The organism is Enterobacter cloacae complex sp. IR53030 (assembly GCF_049238365.1).
GTDB lineage: Bacteria > Pseudomonadota > Gammaproteobacteria > Enterobacterales > Enterobacteriaceae > Enterobacter > Enterobacter kobei.
This window is the reverse complement of sequence record NZ_JBMKHA010000023.1, coordinates 47,919-69,241: the sequence shown is the minus strand read 5'-3', so window position 1 is coordinate 69,241 and position 21,323 is coordinate 47,919. Positions and strand designations below refer to the sequence as shown.

Below are 21,323 nucleotides of genomic sequence, written 5' to 3'. Positions count from 1 at the left end.
GTTATTTCCTTTAGCAATGTGTTTACAAAATAATTACAACCGGGCTCACATTGTTCGTGTTTTCGCCGGCACGAAAAAGCAAAACGCCGGAGGATTCGCATGGCTTTAGCTTCTCGCTTTTCCCGCTATCCGGTACACTCCACTGTGTTATTTCATCAATACTGAAGGATTATCCTCATGTACCAGGATCTTATTCGTAACGAACTGAACGAAGCGGCGGAAACGCTGGCTAACTTTCTGAAAGATGATGCCAACATTCACGCTATTCAGCGCGCGGCGGTCCTGCTGGCCGACAGCTTTAAAGCGGGCGGCAAAGTGCTCTCCTGCGGTAACGGTGGTTCCCACTGTGATGCCATGCACTTTGCAGAAGAGCTGACCGGACGCTATCGCGAAAACCGTCCGGGCTACCCGGCGATTGCGATTTCCGACGTCAGCCACATCTCCTGCGTAGGCAATGACTTCGGTTACGACCACATCTTTTCCCGCTACGTTGAAGCGGTAGGTCGTGAAGGCGACGTGCTGCTGGGCATTTCGACCTCCGGTAACTCCGCTAACGTGATCAAAGCGATCGCTGCCGCGCGTGAAAAAGGGATGAAAGTCATCACCCTGACCGGTAAAGATGGCGGTAAGATGGACGGTACCGCGGATATCGAAATTCGCGTTCCGCACTTTGGTTATGCTGACCGCGTTCAGGAAATTCACATCAAAGTGATCCATATCCTGATCCAGCTGATCGAAAAAGAGATGGTTAAGTAAGACTTCGCTGGGGGCACTCTTGCCCCCGCTGTTGTGGAGGTGATGTATGTGCGAACTGCTCGGGATGAGCGCCAATGTGCCAACCGATATCTGCTTTAGTTTCACCGGGCTGGTGCAGCGCGGTGGAGGAACTGGGCCGCATAAAGACGGCTGGGGCATTACCTTCTACGAAGGCAAAGGGTGTCGCACGTTCAAAGATCCACAGCCCAGCTATAACTCACCGATTGCCAAACTGGTGCAGGACTATCCCATCAAGTCCCGCTCGGTGATTGCGCACATCCGTCAGGCAAACCGCGGCGAAGTGGCGCTGGAAAATACCCATCCGTTTACCCGTGAACTGTGGGGGCGAAACTGGACCTATGCGCACAACGGGCAACTGACGGGCTATAAGTCGCTGGAGACGGGGAATTTCCGCCCGGTCGGCGAAACGGATAGCGAAAAAGCCTTCTGCTGGCTACTGCACAAGCTGACGGAACGTTATCCTCGTACGCCCGGCAACATGACCGCCGTGTTTAAATACATCGCGACGCTGGCATCCGAGCTACGTGAAAAAGGCGTGTTTAACATGCTGCTGTCAGACGGACGCTATGTCATGGCGTTCTGTTCGACGAACCTGTTCTGGATCACGCGCCGTGCGCCGTTTGGCGTTGCAAAGCTGCTCGATCAGGATGTGGAGATAGACTTTCAGAAAGAGACCACACCGAACGATGTGGTCACAGTCATTGCGACGCAGCCGCTGACGGGCAACGAAGCCTGGCAAAAGATCATGCCAGGAGAGTGGGTGCTATTTTGTCTCGGGGACCGTGTAATTTGACGCCAGCTGTGGATGGACGACTTCGTGGCTCAGCGGTTTGCTGACCACGTAACGGCCATCTACGATAGAAACCACAGGCGGCTTGTGGGTCTGCTCAAAGTAGTCGTAACCCGGCTTCAGCTGTTTCCAGAAATCGGCGTAATAGGAGTACTTATGGCGGGCCATGTTGGCATCTGTCATACGGAACGGATAAATGCTGACCTGAACGTTAGGCTGCCCGAACACCAGCGCGCCTGTTACGAACTGGAAAATTTCATCAATGCCGGCATCGGTCATCGCATAACAGCCGATAGACACGCAGGCACCGTGGATCATCAGGTATTTCCCTTCATAACCGTGAGCACGGTCATAGGCATTGGGGAAACCGATGTTAATGGCTTTATAGAAGCGGCTGTCCGGTTTGAGCTGGCTACGCTGAACGTTATAAAACCCTTCCGGACTTTTAAAATCACCCTGGCGCTGTTTTGGCCCCAGCCCGCCGGAGTAATTACAAATTTTGTAGCTATCAAGCAGCTGATATGTCTCGCCCATTTTCACAAATAGATCGAGCGTGCGTTCTTCCTTGAAGATTTGAATATAAACCGGCGATCCCATTAACTGCTGTTTATATTCTTTGCTGATCGGCGTCGTGGAGCTGTTGCTGCTGAGCAGCCCGGCAAACGACATGCACGGAATCAGAAGCATCGCAATGAACAATGCGATTTTACGCATACTACAAGTTCCTTGATAAAACGTAGACCAACTTGCCAGGGCGGCAAAAGAGACCCAAAATCAGATTATTCTGTTAGGAGCGCTCACATTAGCACCGCTATAGATTTTCGCAAGAGTCGGGCGATGAGTTTACAAATTAGTTTTACTTTATAAACCATCAAAATCACGCTGGCTCCAGGAACTTTGCGTATTAGCTCGCAATTTGGCGCACCCGCAGGCGGATCCCCTGCCCGTGAGAAGGGGAAAATGGTACACTTCGCGCCCACTGGATTGTTGTTTATGGAAACCTGCTAACCACATGTTTAAAATAAAAAAAGGACTTAATCTGCCGATTGCAGGCGTGCCCGAGCAGCACGTTTCGCCCGGTGCAAGTGTCCGTCATGTCGCCATCGTAGGCGACGATTATCTGGGAATGCGTCCCTCGATGCTGGTTCAGGAAGGCGATCGCGTTATCAAAGGGCAGGCGCTCTTTGAGGATAAAAAAAATCCCGGCGTGCTGTTCACAGCTCCCGCCAGCGGCACCGTTGTGGCGATCAATCGTGGCGAGCGCCGTGTCCTTCAGTCGGTGGTGATCCGCATTGAAGGCGATGAACAGCGTGAGTTTGCCCATTACGACGCCGCAGAACTCGCGTCGCTTAGTCGGGAAACTGTGCAGGCTCAACTGCTGGCATCCGGTTTGTGGACGGCACTTCGCACGCGTCCTTTCAGCAAATCCCCCGCTCCTGATACGGCCCCGGCTGCCATATTCGTGACGGCCATCGACACCAACCCGCTCAGCGCAGACCCGCAGCCCGTTATTCTGGCGCAGCGTAAAGCCTTCGATGCCGGGCTGACGGTTTTAACGCGCCTGACGCCCGGGAAAGTTCACGTCTGCCAGGCCGGCGGTGGCAAGCTTGGCGGCCATCCGCAGGGGCAGGTCACGTTTAATGAATTTTCGGGTCCACATCCGGCTGGGCTGGTCGGCACCCATATTCACTTCCTAGAGCCGGTGAGTCTGAAAAAACAGGTCTGGCATCTTAATTATCAGGACGTCATTGCCATTGGTAAGCTCTTTACCACTGGCGTTCTCTGCGCTGAACGGGTCATCGCTATCGGCGGTCCGCAGGCTGCAAACCCGCGCCTGGTAAAAACGCTTCTGGGAGCCGATCTTAATGACCTGCTTTCCGGGGAAACGAAAGAGGGTGAAAACCGCCTGATTTCCGGTTCAGTACTCAGTGGGCGCCGCGCAGTTGATGCGCATGCGTACCTGGGCCGTTTCCATCTTCAGGTGAGCGTTGTGCAGGAAGGGCGTGAGAAAGAGCTGTTCGGCTGGGTGCTGCCGGGTGCAGAGAAATACTCCGTGACCCGCACTACGCTGGGTCACTTCCTGCGTCATAAGCTCTTTAATTTCTCCACCAGCACGAACGGCGGTGAGCGCGCAATGGTCCCGATTGGCAACTACGAACGCGTGATGCCGCTGGACATTCTGCCCACCGTGCTGCTGCGCGATCTCCTTGCCGGTGATACCGACGGCGCGCAGGCGCTGGGCTGTCTCGAGCTGGATGAAGAAGATTTGGCGCTGTGTACCTATGTGTGTCCAGGTAAATACGAATATGGACCCGTATTGCGCGAGGTGTTAACCCGCATTGAGCAGGAAGGATAACGATGGGCTTAAAACACCTCTTTGAAAAAATAGAGCCGCATTTTACCGAGGGTAAACTGAAGAAGTACTACCCGCTGTACGAAGCGACGACGACCATTTTCTACACGCCGGGTCTGGTGACGAAAGGGGCGGCGCACGTTCGCGATGCCATCGACCTGAAACGCATGATGATCCTGGTGTGGTTTGCGGTCTTCCCGGCCATGTTCTGGGGTATGTACAACGTGGGGCTGCAAACCATTCCGGCGCTGCATCATCTCTATGATGCGCAGCAGCTGGCGCAGGTCATTCAGTCTGACTGGCACTACCGCCTGGCACAGTCGTTAGGCGTGAGCTTCGCGGCGGACGCGGGCTGGCTCAGCATGATGACGCTGGGGGCGGTATTCTTCCTGCCGATTTATATGACCGTCTTTATCGTGGGCGGTTTCTGGGAAGTGCTGTTCGCCATCATCCGCAAACACGAGATTAACGAGGGCTTCTTTGTTACCTCTATCCTGTTTGCGCTGATTGTGCCACCTACGCTGCCACTCTGGCAGGCGGCGTTGGGGATAAGCTTTGGCGTCGTGATTGCCAAAGAGATCTTCGGCGGGACCGGGCGTAACTTCCTGAACCCGGCGCTGGCGGGGCGTGCGTTCCTGTTCTTTGCCTACCCGGCGCAGATCTCAGGTGACCTGGTGTGGACGGCTGCGGACGGTTTCTCTGGTGCGACCCCCCTTTCCCAGTGGGCGGCAGGCGGCGGTGAAACGCTGGTCAATAATGCGACCGGCCAGCCGGTGACCTGGTTTGATGCGTTTATTGGCAACATCCCTGGCTCCATCGGGGAAGTGTCTACCCTGATGATTTTGCTCGGTGGGGCGATCATTCTCTTTGGTCGCGTGGCCTCCTGGCGCATCGTCGCAGGCGTGATGCTCGGGATGGTGCTTACTGCCACCCTGTTCAATCTCATTGGTTCAAACACGAACCCGATGTTCTCTATGCCTTGGTACTGGCACCTTGTGCTGGGCGGTTTTGCGTTTGGCATGATGTTCATGGCCACCGATCCCGTCTCAGCCTCGTTTACCGACAGAGGTAAATGGTGTTACGGCGCGCTCATTGGGGTGATGTGTGTATTGATTCGCGTGGTCAACCCGGCCTATCCGGAAGGGATGATGTTGGCCATTCTGTTTGCCAATCTGTTTGCGCCGCTGTTCGACTATCTGGTCGTGCGCGCCAACATTAAGCGGAGGAAGGCGCGTGGCTGAAGTCAAAAATAACGACAGCATCAGCAAAACATTGCTGGTGGTTCTGGTGCTTTGCCTGGTCTGTTCCATTGTCGTCGCCGGTTCTGCCGTCGGGTTAAAACCGCTGCAGCAGGAGCAACGGGCGCTGGATAAACAGCGTAACATCCTGGCCGTGGCCGGGCTGATGCAGGAAGGCATGACGAAGGACGACGTCTCAGCCGTGTTTGCTGAACGCATTACCGCACGGCTGGTGAATTTAAAAACCGGTGAACTGATGGATAAAGACCCGGCGAAATATAACCAGGCGCTGGCGCTGAAAGATCCGCAGATGAGCACTTCGCTTGATGCCTCTCAGGATCCGGCAGGGATTAAGCGCCGCAGCAATATTGCGGAGATTTATCTCGTTCGTGACGAGCAAAAACGCGTGCAGGAAGTGGTTTTACCCATCTATGGTAACGGCTTGTGGTCAATGATGTACGCCTTTGTGGCGCTGGACACCGATGGCCGCACGGTCAAAGGCATTACTTATTATGATCAGGGCGAAACGCCGGGGCTGGGTGGCGAAGTTGAGAACCCTAACTGGCGTGCGCAGTTTGTCGGTAAAAAAGTACTCGACGATAACGGTCAGCCTGCGCTTAAGGTGGTGAAAGGGGGCGCGCGTCCCGGTGATGACTTCGCCGTTGACGGCCTTTCCGGGGCCACGCTCACCTCTAACGGTGTGCAGCACAGTTTTGATTTCTGGATGGGTGAACTGGGCTTTGGTCCCTTCCTGAAAAACGTACGTGAAGGAGCGCTAAACAATGGCTGATACGGGTGAACTGAAAGAAGTTAAAAAGGTGCTGATTGGCCCACTTTTAGCCAATAACCCGATAACGCTGCAGGTGCTGGGCGTCTGCTCTGCCCTGGCGGTGACGACCAAACTGGAAACGGCGGTAGTGATGACGCTGGCAGTTACGCTGGTGACAGCGTTCTCCAGCATGTTTATCTCAATGATCCGCCACCACATACCCAACAGCGTAAGGATCATCGTCCAGATGGCGATCATCGCTTCGCTGGTGATCGTCGTTGATCAGCTGCTGCGCGCGTTTGCTTATGAAACCTCGAAGCAGCTTTCGGTGTTTGTCGGCCTGATTATCACCAACTGTATCGTGATGGGACGCGCTGAAGCCTACGCCATGAAAATGCCGCCGCTGGCGAGCTTTATGGATGGGATCGGCAACGGTCTGGGCTACGGCGTGATCCTCCTGACGGTCGGTTTCCTGCGCGAGCTTATTGGCAGCGGCAAGCTGTTTGGCATCACGGTGCTGAACACGGTACAGAACGGCGGCTGGTATCTGCCAAACGGACTGTTCCTGCTGGCCCCAAGCGCATTTTTCATTATCGGTTTGCTGATCTGGCTGATTCGTACGTTGAAGCCCGAACAGCAGGAAAAGGAGTAACCGACAATGGCTCATTACCTGAGTTTATTTGTGCGCGCGGTGTTTGTTGAAAACATGGCGCTCGCCTTCTTCCTGGGCATGTGTACGTTCCTTGCCGTTTCCAAAAAGGTCTCAACGGCATTTGGTCTGGGCGTGGCGGTCACCGTGGTGTTGGGGCTTTCCGTTCCGATTAACAACCTGGTGTTCAACTTTGTGCTGCGGGACAGTGCGCTGGTGGAGGGGATTGATCTCAGCTTCCTGAACTTCATCACCTTTATCGGGGTAATTGCGGCGCTGGTGCAAATCCTGGAGATGATCCTCGATAAGTATTTCCCGTCGCTGTACAACGCGCTGGGGATCTTCCTGCCGCTCATCGCCGTAAACTGTGCCATCTTTGGTGGCGTCTCATTCATGGTTCAGCGTGATTACAACTTCAGTGAATCCGTGGTGTATGGCTTTGGATCCGGTATCGGCTGGATGCTGGCGATTGTTACCATGGCGGGGATCCGCGAAAAAATGAAATATGCCAACGTCCCTGCCGGGCTGCGTGGCTTAGGGATCACCTTTATCACCACCGGCCTGATGGCGTTGGGCTTTATGTCCTTCTCCGGTGTGCAGCTATAAGGGCTAAAAGATGGAAATTATTCTTGGCGTGGTGATGTTCACGCTGATAGTACTGGTGCTCTCAGGGCTGATTCTGGCGGCGCGCGCGAAGCTGGTCAATTCCGGTGATGTGGTCATTGATATCAATGACGATCCCCAGAATCAGATCCGTACCCCGGCAGGGGATAAACTGCTTAATACGCTCTCCGGCAACGGGATCTTTGTCTCGTCAGCCTGCGGTGGCGGCGGCTCATGCGGGCAGTGCCGTGTGACGGTGAAAGAGGGTGGCGGTGATATTCTGCCCACAGAACTGTCGCATATTACGAAACGTGAAGCGAAAGAGGGTTGTCGTCTGGCATGCCAGGTCGCGGTGCGTCAGAACATGAAGATTGAGCTGCCGGAAGAGATCTTTGGCGTGAAAAAATGGGAGTGCGAGGTTATCTCTAACGATAACAAAGCCACCTTCATTAAAGAGCTTAAGCTGCGTGTGCCTGAAGGGGAGAGCGTCCCGTTCCGTGCGGGTGGCTATATCCAGATTGATTGTCCGGCACACACCGTGGCGTATGCCGACTTCGACGTGCCTGAAGAGTACCGTGCCGACTGGGATAAATTTAATCTCTTCCGCTTTGTTTCCGAGGTCAAAGAGCCCGCGCTTCGCGCCTATTCCATGGCTAACTACCCGGAAGAGAAGGGCATCATTATGCTCAACGTGCGTATCGCCACCCCGCCGCCAAACGTGCCACATGCCCCGCCGGGCGTGATGTCGTCGTACATCTGGTCCCTCAAGCCTGGCGACAAAGTCACCATCTCCGGTCCGTTCGGGGAGTTCTTTGCCAAAGATACCGACGCAGAAATGGTCTTTATCGGCGGGGGCGCGGGTATGGCGCCGATGCGCTCACACATCTTTGACCAGCTCAAGCGTCTTGGGAGCACGCGTAAGATCAGCTTCTGGTATGGGGCGCGTTCCCTGCGCGAAATGTTCTATGACGATGAGTTCGAACAGCTGGCGCGTGAGAACCCTAACTTTACTTTCCACGTGGCGCTTTCCGACCCGCAGCCGGAAGATAACTGGACAGGCTATACGGGCTTCATCCACAACGTGCTGTATGAAAATTACCTCAAACAGCACCCGGCACCAGAAGACTGCGAGTTCTACATGTGTGGTCCGCCAATGATGAACGCCGCTGTGATCAAGATGCTGAAAGATCTCGGCGTGGAAGATGAGAACATCCTCCTTGATGATTTCGGAGGCTGATCATGTTGACCTTTCTGGCGACCTTTGCGGTGTTTGTGCTGGTGGTATTCGGCATGTCATTAGGCTGGATCATCAAGCGTAAAAGCATTCAGGGCAGCTGCGGCGGGATCTCTTCTCTCGGAATGGAAAAGGTCTGCGACTGCCCGGAACCGTGCGATGCGCGGAAAAAAAGAATGGCCCGCGAACAGCAGCGCATTATTTAGTCTTGTTAGTCGGGTAAGGCGAAGCTGCCACCCGACAATTCCCACGTACACTTCTCAACCCTCATTTGTTTACTGTATACTTATCCAGTGAATGAGTGAGGGCTTACTATGCGCAAAATAATCCATGTCGATATGGACTGCTTTTTTGCCGCAGTGGAGATGCGTGACAACCCGGCGCTGCGGGATATCCCCATCGCCATTGGCGGCAGCCGCGTACAGCGTGGGGTGATCAGCACCGCCAACTACCCTGCGCGCAAATTTGGCGTGCGCAGCGCCATGCCGACGGCGATGGCGTTAAAACTCTGCCCGCACCTCACCCTTTTGCCTGGGCGATTTGAAGCCTATAAAGAAGCGTCGAACCATATACGGGAAATCTTCTCCCGCTATACCTCACTGATTGAGCCGCTATCCCTGGACGAAGCCTATCTTGACGTCACCGACAGCCTTCACTGTCACGGCTCCGCCACCCTGATGGCGCAGGAGATCCGCCAGACCATTTTCAACGAGCTGAATCTCACCGCATCGGCAGGCGTCGCGCCGGTAAAATTTCTCGCTAAAATCGCCTCCGATTTAAATAAACCCAACGGTCAGTACGTCATCACCCCCGAAGAGGTGCCTGCGTTTTTGAAAACGCTTCCGCTTGGCAAAATCCCCGGCGTAGGCAAAGTCTCCGCCGCGAAGCTGGAAAGTATGGGATTACGCACCTGCGAAGATGTGCAGCGAAGCGATCTGGCTATGCTACTCAAGCGTTTCGGAAAGTTTGGTCGCGTGCTGTGGGAACGCAGTCAGGGCATTGATGAACGCAGCGTAAGCAGCGAGCGGTTGCGTAAATCGGTTGGTGTTGAACGCACGCTGATGGAAGATATTCACGACTGGTCCGAATGTGAATTCATCATCACTGAACAGCTTTATCCTGAGCTGGAAAGGCGCTTAGCGAAGGTTAAGCCCGATCTGCTCATCGCCCGGCAGGGCGTGAAGCTCAAGTTTAACGACTTCCAGCAGACTACGCAGGAGCACGTCTGGCCGCGTCTGAACAGAGACGATCTTATCGCGACGGCAAAAAAAGCATGGGAAGAACGGCGGGCAGGGCGCGGAGTAAGGCTGGTGGGGCTGCACGTCACACTGTTGGATCCGCAGTTAGAGCGTCAGTTGGTTTTGGGATTGTAGATTACGCCAATCGTAGGCCCGGTAAGCGTAGCGCCACCGGGCAACAGACGACGAATTACTTAGCAGGAATCGCCTTCAGCAACTCGGTCAGCAGGGTCCAGTAATGGCCCACGCTTTCGATATGAACTTGCTCATCCGGCGAGTGCGGCCCGGTAATGGTTGGCCCGATAGAGACCATGTCCATGTTCGGATACGGTTTCTTGAACAGACCACACTCCAGACCCGCGTGGATCACCTGAATGTTCGGCGTGCTGTTGAACAGACGCTGATAGGTTTCGCGCACCAGCGCCATCACCGGAGAACTGGCATCCGGCTGCCAGCCCGGGTAGCTGCCTTTAGCGGAGGTTTTGGCACCCGCCAGCGTCCCCAGAGATTCCAGCATGCTCACCACGTACTCTTTACCGCTGTCGATCAGGGAACGGATCAGGCAGATAATTTCTGCACTGTCGTCGCTCATGGTGACCACGCCCACGTTCAGTGAGGTTTCTACCACGCCTTTCGCCACGTCAGAGTTGCGGATCACGCCGTTTGGCGTCGCGTTCAGCAACTGAACAAAGGTGTCACGAGACTGCACGGTCAGCGCGGCTTTGTCGGTAGTAACAGACTCCAGCACCACGGTCAGGTTTTTCTCTTTCGCTGACAGTTCGTTTTTCAGGATATCCAGGTAGACGCTGGAGAGTTTTTTCAGCTCGTCCGCTTTTGCTGCAGGTACTGCAACGGTGGCGAAGGCTTCGCGTGGGATCGCATTGCGCAGGGTACCGCCGTTGAAGTCTACCAGGCGCAGATCCAGCTCAGCCGCGTGGCCCGCCAGGAAGCGTGCCAGCAGTTTGTTGGCGTTGCCCAGGCCCAGGTGAATATCACCGCCGGAGTGGCCGCCTTTCAGCCCTTTCAGCGTCAGCTTGAAGGTCTGGTAACCCGCAGGCACCGCTTCGCGTGACAGTGGCAGGGTAGAGATGAAATCAATCCCGCCCGCGCAGCCCATGTAGATCTCACCTTCTTCTTCGGAGTCGGTGTTGATCAGGATATCAGCCTGCAGCCAGTTCGCCTGCAGACCGAATGCGCCGTCCATGCCCGCTTCTTCGGTCATGGTCAGCAACACTTCCAGCGGACCGTGCTCAACGCTGTCATCCGCCAGCACGGCCAGCGCAGAGGCCATGCCGATGCCGTTATCTGCACCCAGGGTGGTGCCGCGCGCTTTCACCCAGTCGCCGTCGATGTAGGGCTGGATCGGGTCTTTAGTGAAATCGTGAACGGTATCGTTGTTTTTCTGTGGCACCATGTCCAGGTGCGCCTGCAGGACAACCGGTTTGCGGTTCTCCATGCCTGCGGTGGCCGGTTTACGGATAAGAATGTTACCAACCTGGTCGCGTTCAGCGTGCAGACCTTTTTCCTTCGCCCAACCCATAATATGTTCGGCAAGCTGTTCTTCATGGTAGGAAGGGTGTGGAATGGAACAGATTTTGGCAAAAATATCCCACAGCGGCTGCGGAGATAATTGAGACAGTTCAGACACGATAAGTCTCCTTGTCGATGCTCTGCAAACAAGGTTGCAGGTCACAGGGTTAGCAGGTTAATAGTTACCACAAGACAGGCTTGCGAGATGCAACTGAGAATACCACTTTCTCTGCGGGCTGGTAGCATAAAGCATGTAAAAACTCAGGCAGAGGGCGCTAAACACTGGTTTTTAGTGCGTCAGATCTCTATAATCTCGCGCAACCTATTTCCCCCTCGAACACTTTTTAAGCCGTATAAAAACAGGCTGGGACACTTCACATGAGCGAAAAATACGTCGTCACCTGGGACATGTTGCAGATTCACGCCCGCAAACTGGCTGCGCGTCTGATGCCTTCCGAACAGTGGAAAGGCATTATTGCCGTCAGCCGTGGCGGTCTGGTACCGGGGGCGCTGCTGGCACGTGAGCTGGGTATTCGTCATGTCGATACCGTTTGCATCTCCAGCTATGACCACGACAACCAGCGTGAGCTGAAAGTGCTGAAACGCGCTGAAGGCGACGGTGAAGGCTTTATCGTCATCGACGATCTGGTGGACACCGGTGGTACCGCGGTGGCTATCCGCGAAATGTATCCAAAAGCGCATTTCGTCACTATCTTCGCGAAACCGGCGGGTCGCCCACTGGTTGACGATTACGTGATTGATATCCCTCAGGATACCTGGATTGAACAGCCATGGGATATGGGCGTGGTCTTTGTACCGCCTATTTCAGGCCGTTAATTTCCGCACGTAACTTTACACGCCCGGCTATGTCGGGCGTTGTTCTTTTTATCCTGCCACGCGTTACAATGGACGTTATATGACGTATCCATGGAGGCAACGCAATGACGCAGGCGAATCTCACCGAGACACTCTTCAAACCCCGTTTCAAACACCCTGAAACGTCGACGCTGGTCCGTCGGTTCAATCCGGGTATCCAGCCTGCCGTCCAGTCTGCCTTAGACGGCAAAAACGTCCCCCACTGGTATCGCATGATTAACCGCCTGATGTGGATCTGGCGCGGTATTGATCCGCGTGAAATCCTGGATGTGCAGGCGCGTATCGTCATGAGCGAGTCGGAGCGCACAGACAGCGAACTCTACGACACGGTGGTCGGCTATCGCGGCGGCAACTGGATCTATGAATGGTCTAAACAGGCGATGCTCTGGCAGCAAAAAGCCAGCCAGGAGGAAGATGCTACGCGGAGCGGCAAGCACTGGCTCCATGCGGCCAATCTCTACGCCATTGCCGCCTACCCGCATTTAAAAGGTGATGAGCTGGCTGAGCAGGCTCAGGCGCTGGCGAACCGAGCCTATGAAGAAGCGGCTCAGCGCCTTCCGGGCCAGATGCGCGAACTGGAGTTCACCATTCCCGGCGGTGCGCCCGTCACCGGCTTCCTTCATATGCCTGAAGGAGACGGCCCGTTCCCGACCGTCCTGATGTGCGGCGGGCTGGATTCGCTGCAAATCGACTATTACAGCCTGTATGAGCGTTACTTCGCACCAAAAGGGATCGCGATGTTGACGCTTGATATGCCCTCAATTGGTTTCTCATCCAAATGGAAGCTGACTCAGGATTCCAGTCTGCTGCACCAGCATGCGCTAAAAGCGCTGGAAAACATTCCTTGGGTTGACCACACCCGCGTGGCGGCATTCGGCTTCCGCTTTGGGGCGAACGTCGCAGTGCGTCTGGCTTATCTTGAATCATCGCGCCTGAAGGCCGTCGCGTGCCTGGGCCCGGTAGTCCACGCCCTGCTTAGCGATCCTGCCCGTCAGGGCAGTGTGCCGGAAATGTACCTTGACGTGCTGGCCAGCCGCCTTGGCATGCATGATGCATCAGATGAAGCGCTGCGCGTTGAGCTCAATCGTTACTCGTTAAAAACGCAAGGTTTGCTGGGACGCCGTTGCCCGACGCCGATGTTGTCCGGCTTTTGGAAAAACGATCCGTTCAGCCCGGAGGAAGAGTCACGCTTAATCACTTCGTCATCTGCGGATGGCAAATTGCTTGAGGTGCCGTTCAGCCCGGTATATCAGAATTTCGACAAAGCACTGAAAGAGATTACGCGCTGGATCGCTCAGAGATTGTGTTAATAGATTGCTAAATTTTGCTGGTTTGGTAAAACAGTGGCTTCACAAAAGGAGATCGCAATGACGTTACCGAGTGGACACCCGAAAAGTAGGCTGATTAAGAAATTTATGGCTCTCGGCCCGTATATTCGAGAAGAGCAGTGTGAAGAGAATCGCTTTTTTTTCGACTGCCTGGCTGTTTGCGTCAACGTGAAGCCTGCACCCGAAAAACGTGAATTCTGGGGCTGGTGGATGGAAATGGAAGCTGAGGAGAAACGTTTTACCTATAGCTACCAGTTTGGCCTGTTTAATAAAGACGGCAACTGGCAGGCCACCACCATCAACGATCAGGAAGTGATTGATCGCCTGGAATATACCCTCAAAGAGTTCCATGACAAAGCGAGCGCACTGCTGGCCTCTCTGGAGCTGAAGTTCGAACCCGCGGATAACTTTTCCAGCGAAGCGGTGAAGCTGACCGCGTAATGCTTTTCTCCCTCTCCCTGTGGGAGAGGGCCGGGGTGAGGGCATCAGACCGCATTCATTTCGGGCAAAAAAAATCCCGGCACATCTGCCGGGATTTTCTTATTCGGATAATCTTAGAACTGGTACGTCATACCCAGCGCAACAATATCATCGCTGCTTACGCCCAGTTTATTATCGTCGTCAATCTGGTTGATTTTATAATCAACAAATGCGGACATATTTTTGTTGAAGTAATAGGTCGCGCCGACATCGATATATTTCACCAGGTCTTCGTCACCAATCCCTTCGATATCCTTGCCTTTAGACTGGACATAGCCCAGAGACGGGCGCAGGCCGAAATCGAACTGATATTGTGCAACAACTTCAAAGTTCTGCGCTTTATTAGCAAAGCCGCCGGAAATTGGCGTCATATTGCGGGTTTCGGAATACATGGCTGCCAGATAAATATCGTTCGCGTCGTATTTCAGACCGGTAGCCCAGGCTTCCGCTTTCTGGCCCTGACCACGCGCCAGCAGGTTTTGCGCGTTGGTGCGGTCAGAGTTGGTGTACGCGCCGCTGACGGCGAAATCGCTGCCGCCGAAGTCATAGGTCAGAGAGGTACCGAAACCGTCACCGTTCTGTTTTTTGGCGTCACGGTTTTCGTTTTTGCCCTGGTACTGCAGCGTCATGTCCAGACCATCAATCGCACCGAAGAAATCGGTGTTACGGTAGGTTGCAAGACCGCTGGCACGCTTGGTCATAAAATTGTCGGTCTGTGCGGAAGAGTCGCCGCCGAACTCAGGGAACATATCGGTCCACGCTTCGACGTCGTAAAGCGCACCCAGGTTACGACCATAATCCAGGGAACCAAAGTCTTTCAGTTTCAGACCCGCAAACGCCAGGCGTGTTTTCTGAGAAGAGTCGCTTTCGGCTTTGTTACCGGCAAATTCGGCTTCCCAACGGCCATAGCCCGTCAGCTGATCGTTAATCTGGGTTTCACCTTTAAAACCGAAGCGAACGTACGTCTGGTCACCATCTTTGGTGTCATCATCGCTGATATAGTGCATCGCTTTAACTTTGCCGTACACGTCCAGTTTATTACCGTTTTTATTATAAACTTCAGCTGCGTGAACGGATGCAGAAGCCACCACGCCCATAACCACTAATGCCAGAGTGCTCTTTTTCATTTTCGATCCTGTCTTATAAACGCGCTAAAAAAATTCGCTGGACGATAAGCTCATGCTTAAGTCCCGTGAAAAAACAGGAAGGGTTTTATCGTTCTGGAATGAAACTTTTATGACAAACTAAGAATAATTTTAAAAAACTGTGATTTATTATTTCGGTAATAAATCCGTCAAATTTTGCCGCTACGCTTCCTGATCCCGCGCAACAAAGTGCTTTGTGATGTACTAAGGCAGTTGGCAACCGGGCTGACTCCTGTTAAAACGTTCGTTCGACATTACTTTCCCTTATCGTTGAACGGCAGAGAATCATGAGTGACAGCCAGACGCTGGTGGTAAAACTCGGTACCAGTGTGTTAACAGGCGGATCGCGCCGCCTAAATCGCGCCCACATTGTTGAGCTTGTACGTCAGTGCGCTCAACTGCATGCCGCAGGGCATCGTATTGTGATTGTGACTTCCGGGGCGATTGCCGCCGGGCGTGAACATCTGGGTTACCCCGAACTCCCCGCGACGATCGCCTCTAAACAGCTGCTGGCCGCCGTGGGACAAAGCCGACTCATTCAACTCTGGGAACAGCTGTTCTCCATCTACGGTATTCACGTCGGGCAGATGCTGCTGACGCGCGCGGATATGGAAGACAGAGAGCGCTTCCTGAACGCGCGCGATACCCTGCGCGCGCTGCTGGACAACAACATTGTTCCCGTCATCAACGAAAACGATGCCGTTGCCACCGCTGAAATCAAAGTGGGGGATAACGATAATCTCTCTGCGCTGGCCGCCATTCTGGCCGGAGCTGATAAACTCCTGCTTCTGACCGATCAGCAAGGGCTGTTTACCGCAGATCCGCGTTCCAACCCGGAAGCCGAACTGATCACCGACGTTCATGGCATCGACGATGCGCTGCGTGCCATCGCCGGTGACAGCGTTTCAGGGCTGGGAACCGGTGGCATGGGAACCAAGCTGCAGGCGGCTGACGTGGCGTGCCGTGCCGGTATCGACACCATTATTGCGGCGGGCAGCCGCCCGGGCGTGATTGGTGACGTGATGGAAGGCATCTCTGTCGGCACACGCTTCCACGCGCAGGAATCCCCGCTGGAAAACCGCAAGCGCTGGATATTTGGCGCGCCTCCTGCCGGTGAGCTCACCGTTGATGAAGGCGCGACGGCGGCGATTCTGGAACGAGGGAGTTCATTGCTTCCTAAAGGAATTAAAAGCGTGACAGGCAACTTCTCCCGTGGTGAAGTGATCCGCATCCGTAACCTTGAAGGTCGCGATATAGCCCATGGCGTAAGCCGTTATAACAGCGACGCGCTGCGCCGCATTGCGGGCCACCATTCGCAGCAGATCGACGCCATTCTGGGCTATGAATATGGCCCGGTTGCCGTTCACCGCGATGACATGATTATTCGTTAAGGAGCCAGAACATGCTGGAACAAATGGGCGCAGCCGCGAAGGCCGCCTCTTATAAACTGGCGCTCCTTTCCAGCCGTGAGAAAAACCGCGTGCTGGAAAAAATCGCTGATTATCTGGAATCGCAATCCGCTGAGATCCTGCGAGCCAACGAACAAGATTTAGCTGAGGCGCGTGAAAACGGCCTGAGCGAAGCGATGCTCGACCGCCTGGCGCTGACGCCGGCGCGCCTGAAAGGCATCGCTGATGATGTCCGTCAGGTTTGTAATCTGGCTGACCCGGTAGGGCAGGTGATTGACGGTGGGCTGCTTGACAGCGGTTTGCGTCTGGAGCGTCGCCGCGTGCCGCTCGGCGTCATTGGTGTGATTTATGAAGCCCGTCCAAACGTGACGGTTGACGTCGCCTCTCTGTGCCTGAAAACCGGTAACGCTGCCATTCTGCGCGGCGGAAAAGAGACCTGGCGCACCAACGCCGCGACGGTAAACGTCATTCAGCAGGCGCTGGAAGAGTGTGGCTTACCGGCGGGAGCCGTGCAGGCGATCGAGAGCCCAGACCGTGCGCTGGTCAACGAAATGCTGCGCATGGATAAATACATCGACATGTTAATCCCACGCGGTGGCGCAGGTCTGCACAAGCTGTGCCGTGAACAGTCCACTATTCCGGTCATTACAGGCGGTATCGGCGTATGCCATATCGTTGTCGATGACAGCGCAGAGATTGCCCCGGCGCTGAAGATTATCGTTAACGCCAAAACTCAGCGTCCAAGTACCTGTAACACCGTGGAAACGCTGCTGGTGCATCAGGGTATTGCAAATACCTTCCTCCCGGCGCTGAGCAAACAGATGGCGGAGAGCGGCGTAACGCTGCACGCGGATGCCAATGCGCTCACACTGCTCCAGGATGGCCCGGCTAAGGTAGTGCCAGTCAAAGCGGAGCAGTACGATGACGAGTTCCTGTCGCTGGATCTGAACGTGAAGATTGTTAGCGATCTCGATGACGCGATTGCCCACATCCGTGAGCATGGTACCCAGCATTCTGACGCGATCCTGACGCGTACGCTGCGCAATGCCGATCGCTTCGTGAACGAAGTGGACTCCTCTGCGGTGTATGTCAACGCCTCAACGCGCTTCACCGACGGTGGCCAGTTTGGACTTGGCGCAGAAGTGGCGGTCAGCACGCAGAAACTGCACGCGCGCGGTCCGATGGGCCTCGAAGCTCTGACCACGTACAAGTGGATCGGCTTCGGTGACGATACAATTCGTGCGTAAATAATCACGGGTGATGCAAAAATAGCCGTTTGATTTAAAAGGGCATTGACGCATCACCCGGTTAGATCTAACCTTTTGCCCCGTGGTTACACTCGTAACCGGCCTCTCAGGGCCGATATAGCTCAGTTGGTAGAGCAGCGCATTCGTAATGCGAAGGTCGTAGGTTCGACTCCTATTATCGGCACCATTAAAATCAAATTGTTACGTAAGATCTTATCATTCTCCCACCAAAAAATTATCTTAATGTAACAGCTGGTGTAAGTAAATTCTATCAACGAAGATCAATCTTATCTACTGACCAAAAAGGCCTGATAGGGCTTCGCTCACTATACATCCTTGGCTGCAGGTTTAGTTGTACACTACTCCTAAATTTAATGTGTTGGCAATGTGTTCAATAAAGCTCGAACAAATTAGCTCATTATGATCGGTTAATACTTCAACTTCTGGTTGCATGATTGTTTGTCCGTAAAAAGATAACGCGCCTGCCGGGTAGTAGCAGGCGCATTACGCAATAGGTAAACAAGGGAGGAAGTTCAGAAATGTAAATCGGGAAGGTTGTACGCAATGTTCATCGTACTACGTTGTTACGGCTTTGCCGCAACAAGCCAGTTGCCTGCCGTGCTCGCAGAATGTCTACAGCCCGGAGATAAGGGGATTGTTCCTGCCAGTTAAATCCCTTCCTGTCGATACGCACCAGTTCGTATTTTTCCACCAGAAAATTCACGGCATCAGCCAGCGTGATTCCGGCATCGATATGTTCCTGTATAACACGTTCCTCACTGAACGGTGTCTCGTTGAGGGTGAGACCATAGTGCTGTTTCAGCAGGCGGGTCAGTAGCATTTGCCAGACAGCCACGGGTGCTAGGCAGGGCTTCGCCGCCCGCTGAGTTGTTGCAGGTAAAGTTTTCATGTTTACTCTCGTGAAGGTAATTAACTCTGAGTGGGGTAAATGGCGATGTATACGTAGCCGCAACTGCCAAGAGTATCGGCTTCGCAGGTGAAACCGTTGTGGTACAGGGTGACGCAGTGGGCGTGTTGGGGACTGAGTTCACCGGTGGTTAGCATCGACTCCATATGGCGGATAAAGTGCGGGCATGTTTCATCCAGCTTCCGGCATTCGACGTCACTGAATTTACCGGTGATGCTGGCCCGGTCAGCCAGATAATGCAGCCGGTTCCCCTCCTGCACCAGACGGGCTCCCAGGCGTGGCGTGATATCCCGCTGCAGCCCCCATGTAATGTTGCTCATTTATAACCTCCTTTATTGTCAGTTCAGGGTAATACTCATCAGGCAGGCATAAGGCCCGTTGCGGTCCTGGCGGCGTTCGGCGTATACCGCGAGGACTCCGGCGATATCCGGAACGTCCCTGCCGGTGTAATGACAGACGCTACCGTGCCACTGGTATTTGCCGGTGCAGTAGCGAAAGATTCGGGACTCAGGATGCTGGCGGTATATCGTCATTGCCCTGCGTTTACTGATAATTTTCATGTAATACCTCAAAGCAGACCGTGTTCTGCGAACGAATAGATTTGCCTGCCGCCAACAATCAGGTGGTCAGGGACGCGGATATCCACCAGCTGAAGCACCTGCACCAGTCGCTGCGTGAGGGTTTTGTCGGCCTGGCTAGGTGTCGTCTCGCCGGAAGGATGGTTATGCGCGAGTATCACCGCCGCCGCGTTGAAGTGCAGAGCACGTTTGACCACCTCCCGGGGATGCACCTCGGTGCGGTTAATCGTGCCGGTGAAGAGCGTTTCATGGGCAATCAACTGATTCTGGTTGTCCAGATACAACACCCGGAACTCTTCCCGCTCAAGCGCGGCCATATGCAGTCGCAGCCATTCACGTACGGCGTGGGTAGAGGTGAAGGCTACGCCGGGCTCATGCAGGTGGCGGTCCAGAGCCCTGAGCGCCCGCTGAATGAGACGCCGGTCCTGTGGCGTCATCTCGCCGGGTAAAAAGGAAAGCTGTTTCATCTGTTGCTCCTTCGGTCAGTCGATAATACGCAGAATGGCGTGAGCCTCTGGATGTTGCATGGCATACTCCCGCAGGCGGTAATAGTGTGCGGTCATCGCGTCACATTCTGTACGGCAGGCATGGTGGCTATACGCAATCAGGCAGACAGCAATACCTGCTGCTTCTGCACTCATTTGGGCATCGTTACCGTTCAGGCAGTTAAACAGACGCCATGTCTCATCGTTGTCAGGCTCGGGGGACATAAATGCGCCGCCATTGCTGAGGGTGTAGAACGACCAGATACCACCGCTGTAGCCCTCACAGAAGCGGTCCATCCAGGCGAAGATATGCGGCTCCAGGAGTAGCCACTGCGGGATAGCGCCAAAGTACTGTGGCCAGAAATCGATACGCTGTTCATCGGGGACTGGCGTGACGGTCAGTTCAAATTCGGGTTGGTTAGCGGGTGCGAGGTCGTACTGCGTCTGCGTTGTCATGGATATGTCTCCGTCAATAAAAAACGCCAGCGGCGAGGGCTGGCGTATGGGGTTAACAAAGCGTGTTCGGGAAGGTGAGATGTCGCGGGTAAATGCTTCGGGGTCAGCGGGTAACGGTGTCTTTGTGGATGCCATACTGCCGGATGTAGCCGTTAAGACCTTCACCGGCATCCGGTTCAAAGTTCCATGCCCGCCAGACCGTCCGGCCTTCGGTGTCGCGAACCACCAGGCGGAAGTGACTGCCCTGGTCGTCTTCAATGGTGATATTACGGTACAGACGGATAAGGGTTTCGGCCTGCTGACGTGAGAACGAACCGGGAGGCAGGGTTAACGATTCAGTCATGGTGACTCCGGATAGTCAGCGTGTCAGGACGCTAGGTGCAGCATATTCTCCGCCATGACCCAGAGCGCCCGGTTGAGCTTCACGTCCCCGTCAATCCCCTTTACCGCACGGGTATGAGCTCGCTTGCCTTTGGTCGTTCTGCCCGGCAGACCGCCCTTAATCAGATTCTCCTGAATGCGCTGGTAGGTGGTCCACAGGTCGTTACTCTCATCCTGCCAGCGGCGTGGGGAAAGTATCTGTGATTCCGTCACCGGCTGGTGGTCTTCGCCAAAGCGGTACGTGAGCGCCGCTTTGGCCAGTGCCTGCTGTGCTGGTGGCGGTAACAAAAGCGATTGCATGGCATCCCGCTTCTCCTCCACACGGTCAAAAATGCCCAGTACCTCATACGCGCCTTCAATTACCTGACTCACCACGTCCCCCTTGTGCGGCACCCGCACCTCGCCAAACGACTCACCACAGACGAGCCCGTTCTGACAAACTGCGCGAAATAGTCCCGGCAACATCTGGTACGAACTGGTGCCATCATGTGAATTCAGCAAAATGATTTCCGGCACCTGCTTACCGGTAATCTGCCCCTCCCGACGAAGGCGCAGCATGTGTTTCGTATGTTCACGACGACCCGGGTCACGTACCCGGGTCTGACAGGCAAAGAACGGCTGGAAGCCCTCCCGCTGCAGACTGTCGAGCAGGGAAATGGTCGGAATATAGGTATAACGTTCACTGCGGGACTCGTGTTTGTCCTCGCTGAATACGCTGGGTACCACGCGAAACAGCTCCTCGCGGGTTAACGGGCGGTCACGACGAATAAGATTTGCTGCGCCAAAGCGCGAAGCCAGACGGGTCATAAGGAGACTCCTCATAGGGGAA

General features: G+C 54.6%; 25 protein-coding genes and 1 tRNA gene. 16 read left to right on the top strand and 10 right to left on the bottom strand.

Annotated elements, in window-relative coordinates; genetic code table 11:
• Nucleotides 1-177 precede the first annotated feature (177 nt).
• On the top strand, nt 178-756 hold the full coding sequence (gene lpcA / locus ACOTXR_RS20270) for a D-sedoheptulose 7-phosphate isomerase (protein WP_003863232.1): 579 nt from the start codon (nt 178-180) through the stop codon (nt 754-756).
• A 46-nt stretch (nt 757-802) separates the two neighbouring features.
• Entirely contained in the window at nt 803-1,570 is a 768-nt protein-coding gene (locus ACOTXR_RS20265) for a class II glutamine amidotransferase (RefSeq protein WP_014882671.1), read from the top strand.
• On the opposite strand, the gene dpaA is transcribed toward ACOTXR_RS20265, so the two are convergent.
• A complete protein-coding gene (gene dpaA, locus ACOTXR_RS20260) occupies nt 1,541-2,281 on the bottom strand; it encodes a peptidoglycan meso-diaminopimelic acid protein amidase (RefSeq protein WP_014882672.1) in 741 nt (246 codons plus the stop codon). The genes ACOTXR_RS20265 and dpaA overlap by 30 nt on opposite strands.
• A gap of 298 nt (nt 2,282-2,579) precedes the next feature.
• Here dpaA and ACOTXR_RS20255 point away from each other — a divergent pair, with 298 nt between their 5' ends.
• The 8 genes from ACOTXR_RS20255 (at nt 2,580) to dinB (ending at nt 9,786) form a co-directional block, all read left to right on the top strand.
• Nucleotides 2,580-3,923 (top strand): Na(+)-translocating NADH-quinone reductase subunit A, encoded by a 1,344-nt coding sequence (locus ACOTXR_RS20255; RefSeq protein ID WP_023332159.1) that lies wholly within the window; start codon nt 2,580-2,582, stop codon nt 3,921-3,923.
• Nucleotides 3,924-3,925: 2 nt separating this feature from the next.
• Complete coding sequence (locus ACOTXR_RS20250) at nt 3,926-5,161, top strand: NADH:ubiquinone reductase (Na(+)-transporting) subunit B (protein WP_014882674.1); 1,236 nt, start codon at nt 3,926-3,928, stop codon at nt 5,159-5,161.
• Nucleotides 5,154-5,948 carry a Na(+)-translocating NADH-quinone reductase subunit C gene (locus ACOTXR_RS20245; protein WP_014882675.1) on the top strand — a complete coding sequence of 265 codons (795 nt, stop codon included), beginning with the start codon at nt 5,154-5,156 and terminating at the stop codon, nt 5,946-5,948. Before ACOTXR_RS20250 ends, ACOTXR_RS20245 begins: the two co-directional genes overlap by 8 nt.
• A complete protein-coding gene (locus ACOTXR_RS20240; protein WP_058690027.1) occupies nt 5,941-6,579 on the top strand; it encodes an NADH:ubiquinone reductase (Na(+)-transporting) subunit D in 639 nt (212 codons plus the stop codon). Before ACOTXR_RS20245 ends, ACOTXR_RS20240 begins: the two co-directional genes overlap by 8 nt.
• A gap of 6 nt (nt 6,580-6,585) precedes the next feature.
• Nucleotides 6,586-7,182 (top strand): NADH:ubiquinone reductase (Na(+)-transporting) subunit E, encoded by a 597-nt coding sequence (gene nqrE, locus ACOTXR_RS20235; protein ID WP_006810004.1) that lies wholly within the window; start codon nt 6,586-6,588, stop codon nt 7,180-7,182.
• Nucleotides 7,183-7,192: 10 nt separating this feature from the next.
• A complete protein-coding gene (gene nqrF, locus ACOTXR_RS20230; RefSeq protein WP_014882677.1) occupies nt 7,193-8,416 on the top strand; it encodes an NADH:ubiquinone reductase (Na(+)-transporting) subunit F in 1,224 nt (407 codons plus the stop codon).
• A gap of 2 nt (nt 8,417-8,418) precedes the next feature.
• The gene (nqrM, locus tag ACOTXR_RS20225; protein ID WP_014882678.1) at nt 8,419-8,619 is read left to right on the top strand and encodes a (Na+)-NQR maturation NqrM; all 201 of its coding nucleotides are present in this window, start codon (nt 8,419-8,421) and stop codon (nt 8,617-8,619) included.
• Between the two features lie 108 nt (nt 8,620-8,727).
• Entirely contained in the window at nt 8,728-9,786 is a 1,059-nt protein-coding gene (dinB, locus tag ACOTXR_RS20220; protein ID WP_014882679.1) for a DNA polymerase IV, read from the top strand.
• Between the two features lie 55 nt (nt 9,787-9,841).
• Here the strand turns inward: dinB and pepD are convergent, their stop codons facing one another.
• Nucleotides 9,842-11,299, bottom strand: coding sequence for a cytosol nonspecific dipeptidase (gene pepD / locus ACOTXR_RS20215; protein ID WP_014882680.1), 1,458 nt, complete (start codon nt 11,297-11,299; stop codon nt 9,842-9,844).
• Nucleotides 11,300-11,559: 260 nt separating this feature from the next.
• Here pepD and gpt point away from each other — a divergent pair, with 260 nt between their 5' ends.
• From gpt to crl, 3 genes are all read left to right on the top strand, one after another.
• On the top strand, nt 11,560-12,018 hold the full coding sequence (gene gpt, locus ACOTXR_RS20210; RefSeq protein ID WP_003863205.1) for a xanthine phosphoribosyltransferase: 459 nt from the start codon (nt 11,560-11,562) through the stop codon (nt 12,016-12,018).
• Nucleotides 12,019-12,122: 104 nt separating this feature from the next.
• The gene (gene frsA / locus ACOTXR_RS20205) at nt 12,123-13,367 is read left to right on the top strand and encodes an esterase FrsA (protein WP_014882681.1); all 1,245 of its coding nucleotides are present in this window, start codon (nt 12,123-12,125) and stop codon (nt 13,365-13,367) included.
• A gap of 57 nt (nt 13,368-13,424) precedes the next feature.
• A complete protein-coding gene (gene crl / locus ACOTXR_RS20200; protein ID WP_014882682.1) occupies nt 13,425-13,826 on the top strand; it encodes a sigma factor-binding protein Crl in 402 nt (133 codons plus the stop codon).
• 113 nt (nt 13,827-13,939) lie between these two features.
• On the opposite strand, the gene phoE is transcribed toward crl, so the two are convergent.
• Nucleotides 13,940-14,992, bottom strand: a complete 1,053-nt coding sequence (phoE, locus tag ACOTXR_RS20195; RefSeq protein WP_014882683.1) for a phosphoporin PhoE — start codon at nt 14,990-14,992, stop codon at nt 13,940-13,942.
• Between the two features lie 305 nt (nt 14,993-15,297).
• Between phoE and proB the strand changes: the two genes are divergently transcribed.
• From proB to ACOTXR_RS20180, 3 genes are all read left to right on the top strand, one after another.
• The gene (gene proB, locus ACOTXR_RS20190; RefSeq protein ID WP_014882684.1) at nt 15,298-16,401 is read left to right on the top strand and encodes a glutamate 5-kinase; all 1,104 of its coding nucleotides are present in this window, start codon (nt 15,298-15,300) and stop codon (nt 16,399-16,401) included.
• Nucleotides 16,402-16,412: 11 nt separating this feature from the next.
• Nucleotides 16,413-17,666, top strand: a complete 1,254-nt coding sequence (gene proA / locus ACOTXR_RS20185; protein ID WP_045281951.1) for a glutamate-5-semialdehyde dehydrogenase — start codon at nt 16,413-16,415, stop codon at nt 17,664-17,666.
• A gap of 111 nt (nt 17,667-17,777) precedes the next feature.
• A tRNA-Thr gene (locus ACOTXR_RS20180) sits at nt 17,778-17,853 on the top strand.
• Nucleotides 17,854-18,234: 381 nt separating this feature from the next.
• Here ACOTXR_RS20180 and ACOTXR_RS20175 read toward each other — a convergent pair.
• The 7 genes from ACOTXR_RS20175 to ACOTXR_RS20145 form a co-directional block, all read right to left on the bottom strand.
• The gene (locus tag ACOTXR_RS20175; RefSeq protein WP_421767070.1) at nt 18,235-18,576 is read right to left on the bottom strand and encodes a TA system toxin CbtA family protein; all 342 of its coding nucleotides are present in this window, start codon (nt 18,574-18,576) and stop codon (nt 18,235-18,237) included.
• A gap of 20 nt (nt 18,577-18,596) precedes the next feature.
• Nucleotides 18,597-18,914: a type IV toxin-antitoxin system YeeU family antitoxin gene (locus tag ACOTXR_RS20170; RefSeq protein WP_113372912.1), complete on the bottom strand. Its 318-nt coding sequence runs from the start codon at nt 18,912-18,914 to the stop codon at nt 18,597-18,599.
• An 18-nt stretch (nt 18,915-18,932) separates the two neighbouring features.
• Nucleotides 18,933-19,154 carry a DUF987 domain-containing protein gene (locus ACOTXR_RS20165; protein WP_063841895.1) on the bottom strand — a complete coding sequence of 74 codons (222 nt, stop codon included), beginning with the start codon at nt 19,152-19,154 and terminating at the stop codon, nt 18,933-18,935.
• A gap of 8 nt (nt 19,155-19,162) precedes the next feature.
• Entirely contained in the window at nt 19,163-19,639 is a 477-nt protein-coding gene (locus tag ACOTXR_RS20160; protein ID WP_000811693.1) for a JAB domain-containing protein, read from the bottom strand.
• Between the two features lie 15 nt (nt 19,640-19,654).
• A complete protein-coding gene (locus tag ACOTXR_RS20155; RefSeq protein ID WP_113372854.1) occupies nt 19,655-20,113 on the bottom strand; it encodes an antirestriction protein in 459 nt (152 codons plus the stop codon).
• Nucleotides 20,114-20,216: 103 nt separating this feature from the next.
• Nucleotides 20,217-20,456 (bottom strand): DUF905 domain-containing protein, encoded by a 240-nt coding sequence (locus tag ACOTXR_RS20150; RefSeq protein WP_007869725.1) that lies wholly within the window; start codon nt 20,454-20,456, stop codon nt 20,217-20,219.
• Nucleotides 20,457-20,479: 23 nt separating this feature from the next.
• Nucleotides 20,480-21,301 (bottom strand): DUF932 domain-containing protein, encoded by an 822-nt coding sequence (locus tag ACOTXR_RS20145; protein ID WP_113372767.1) that lies wholly within the window; start codon nt 21,299-21,301, stop codon nt 20,480-20,482.
• Between the last annotated feature and the right edge of the window lie 22 nt (nt 21,302-21,323).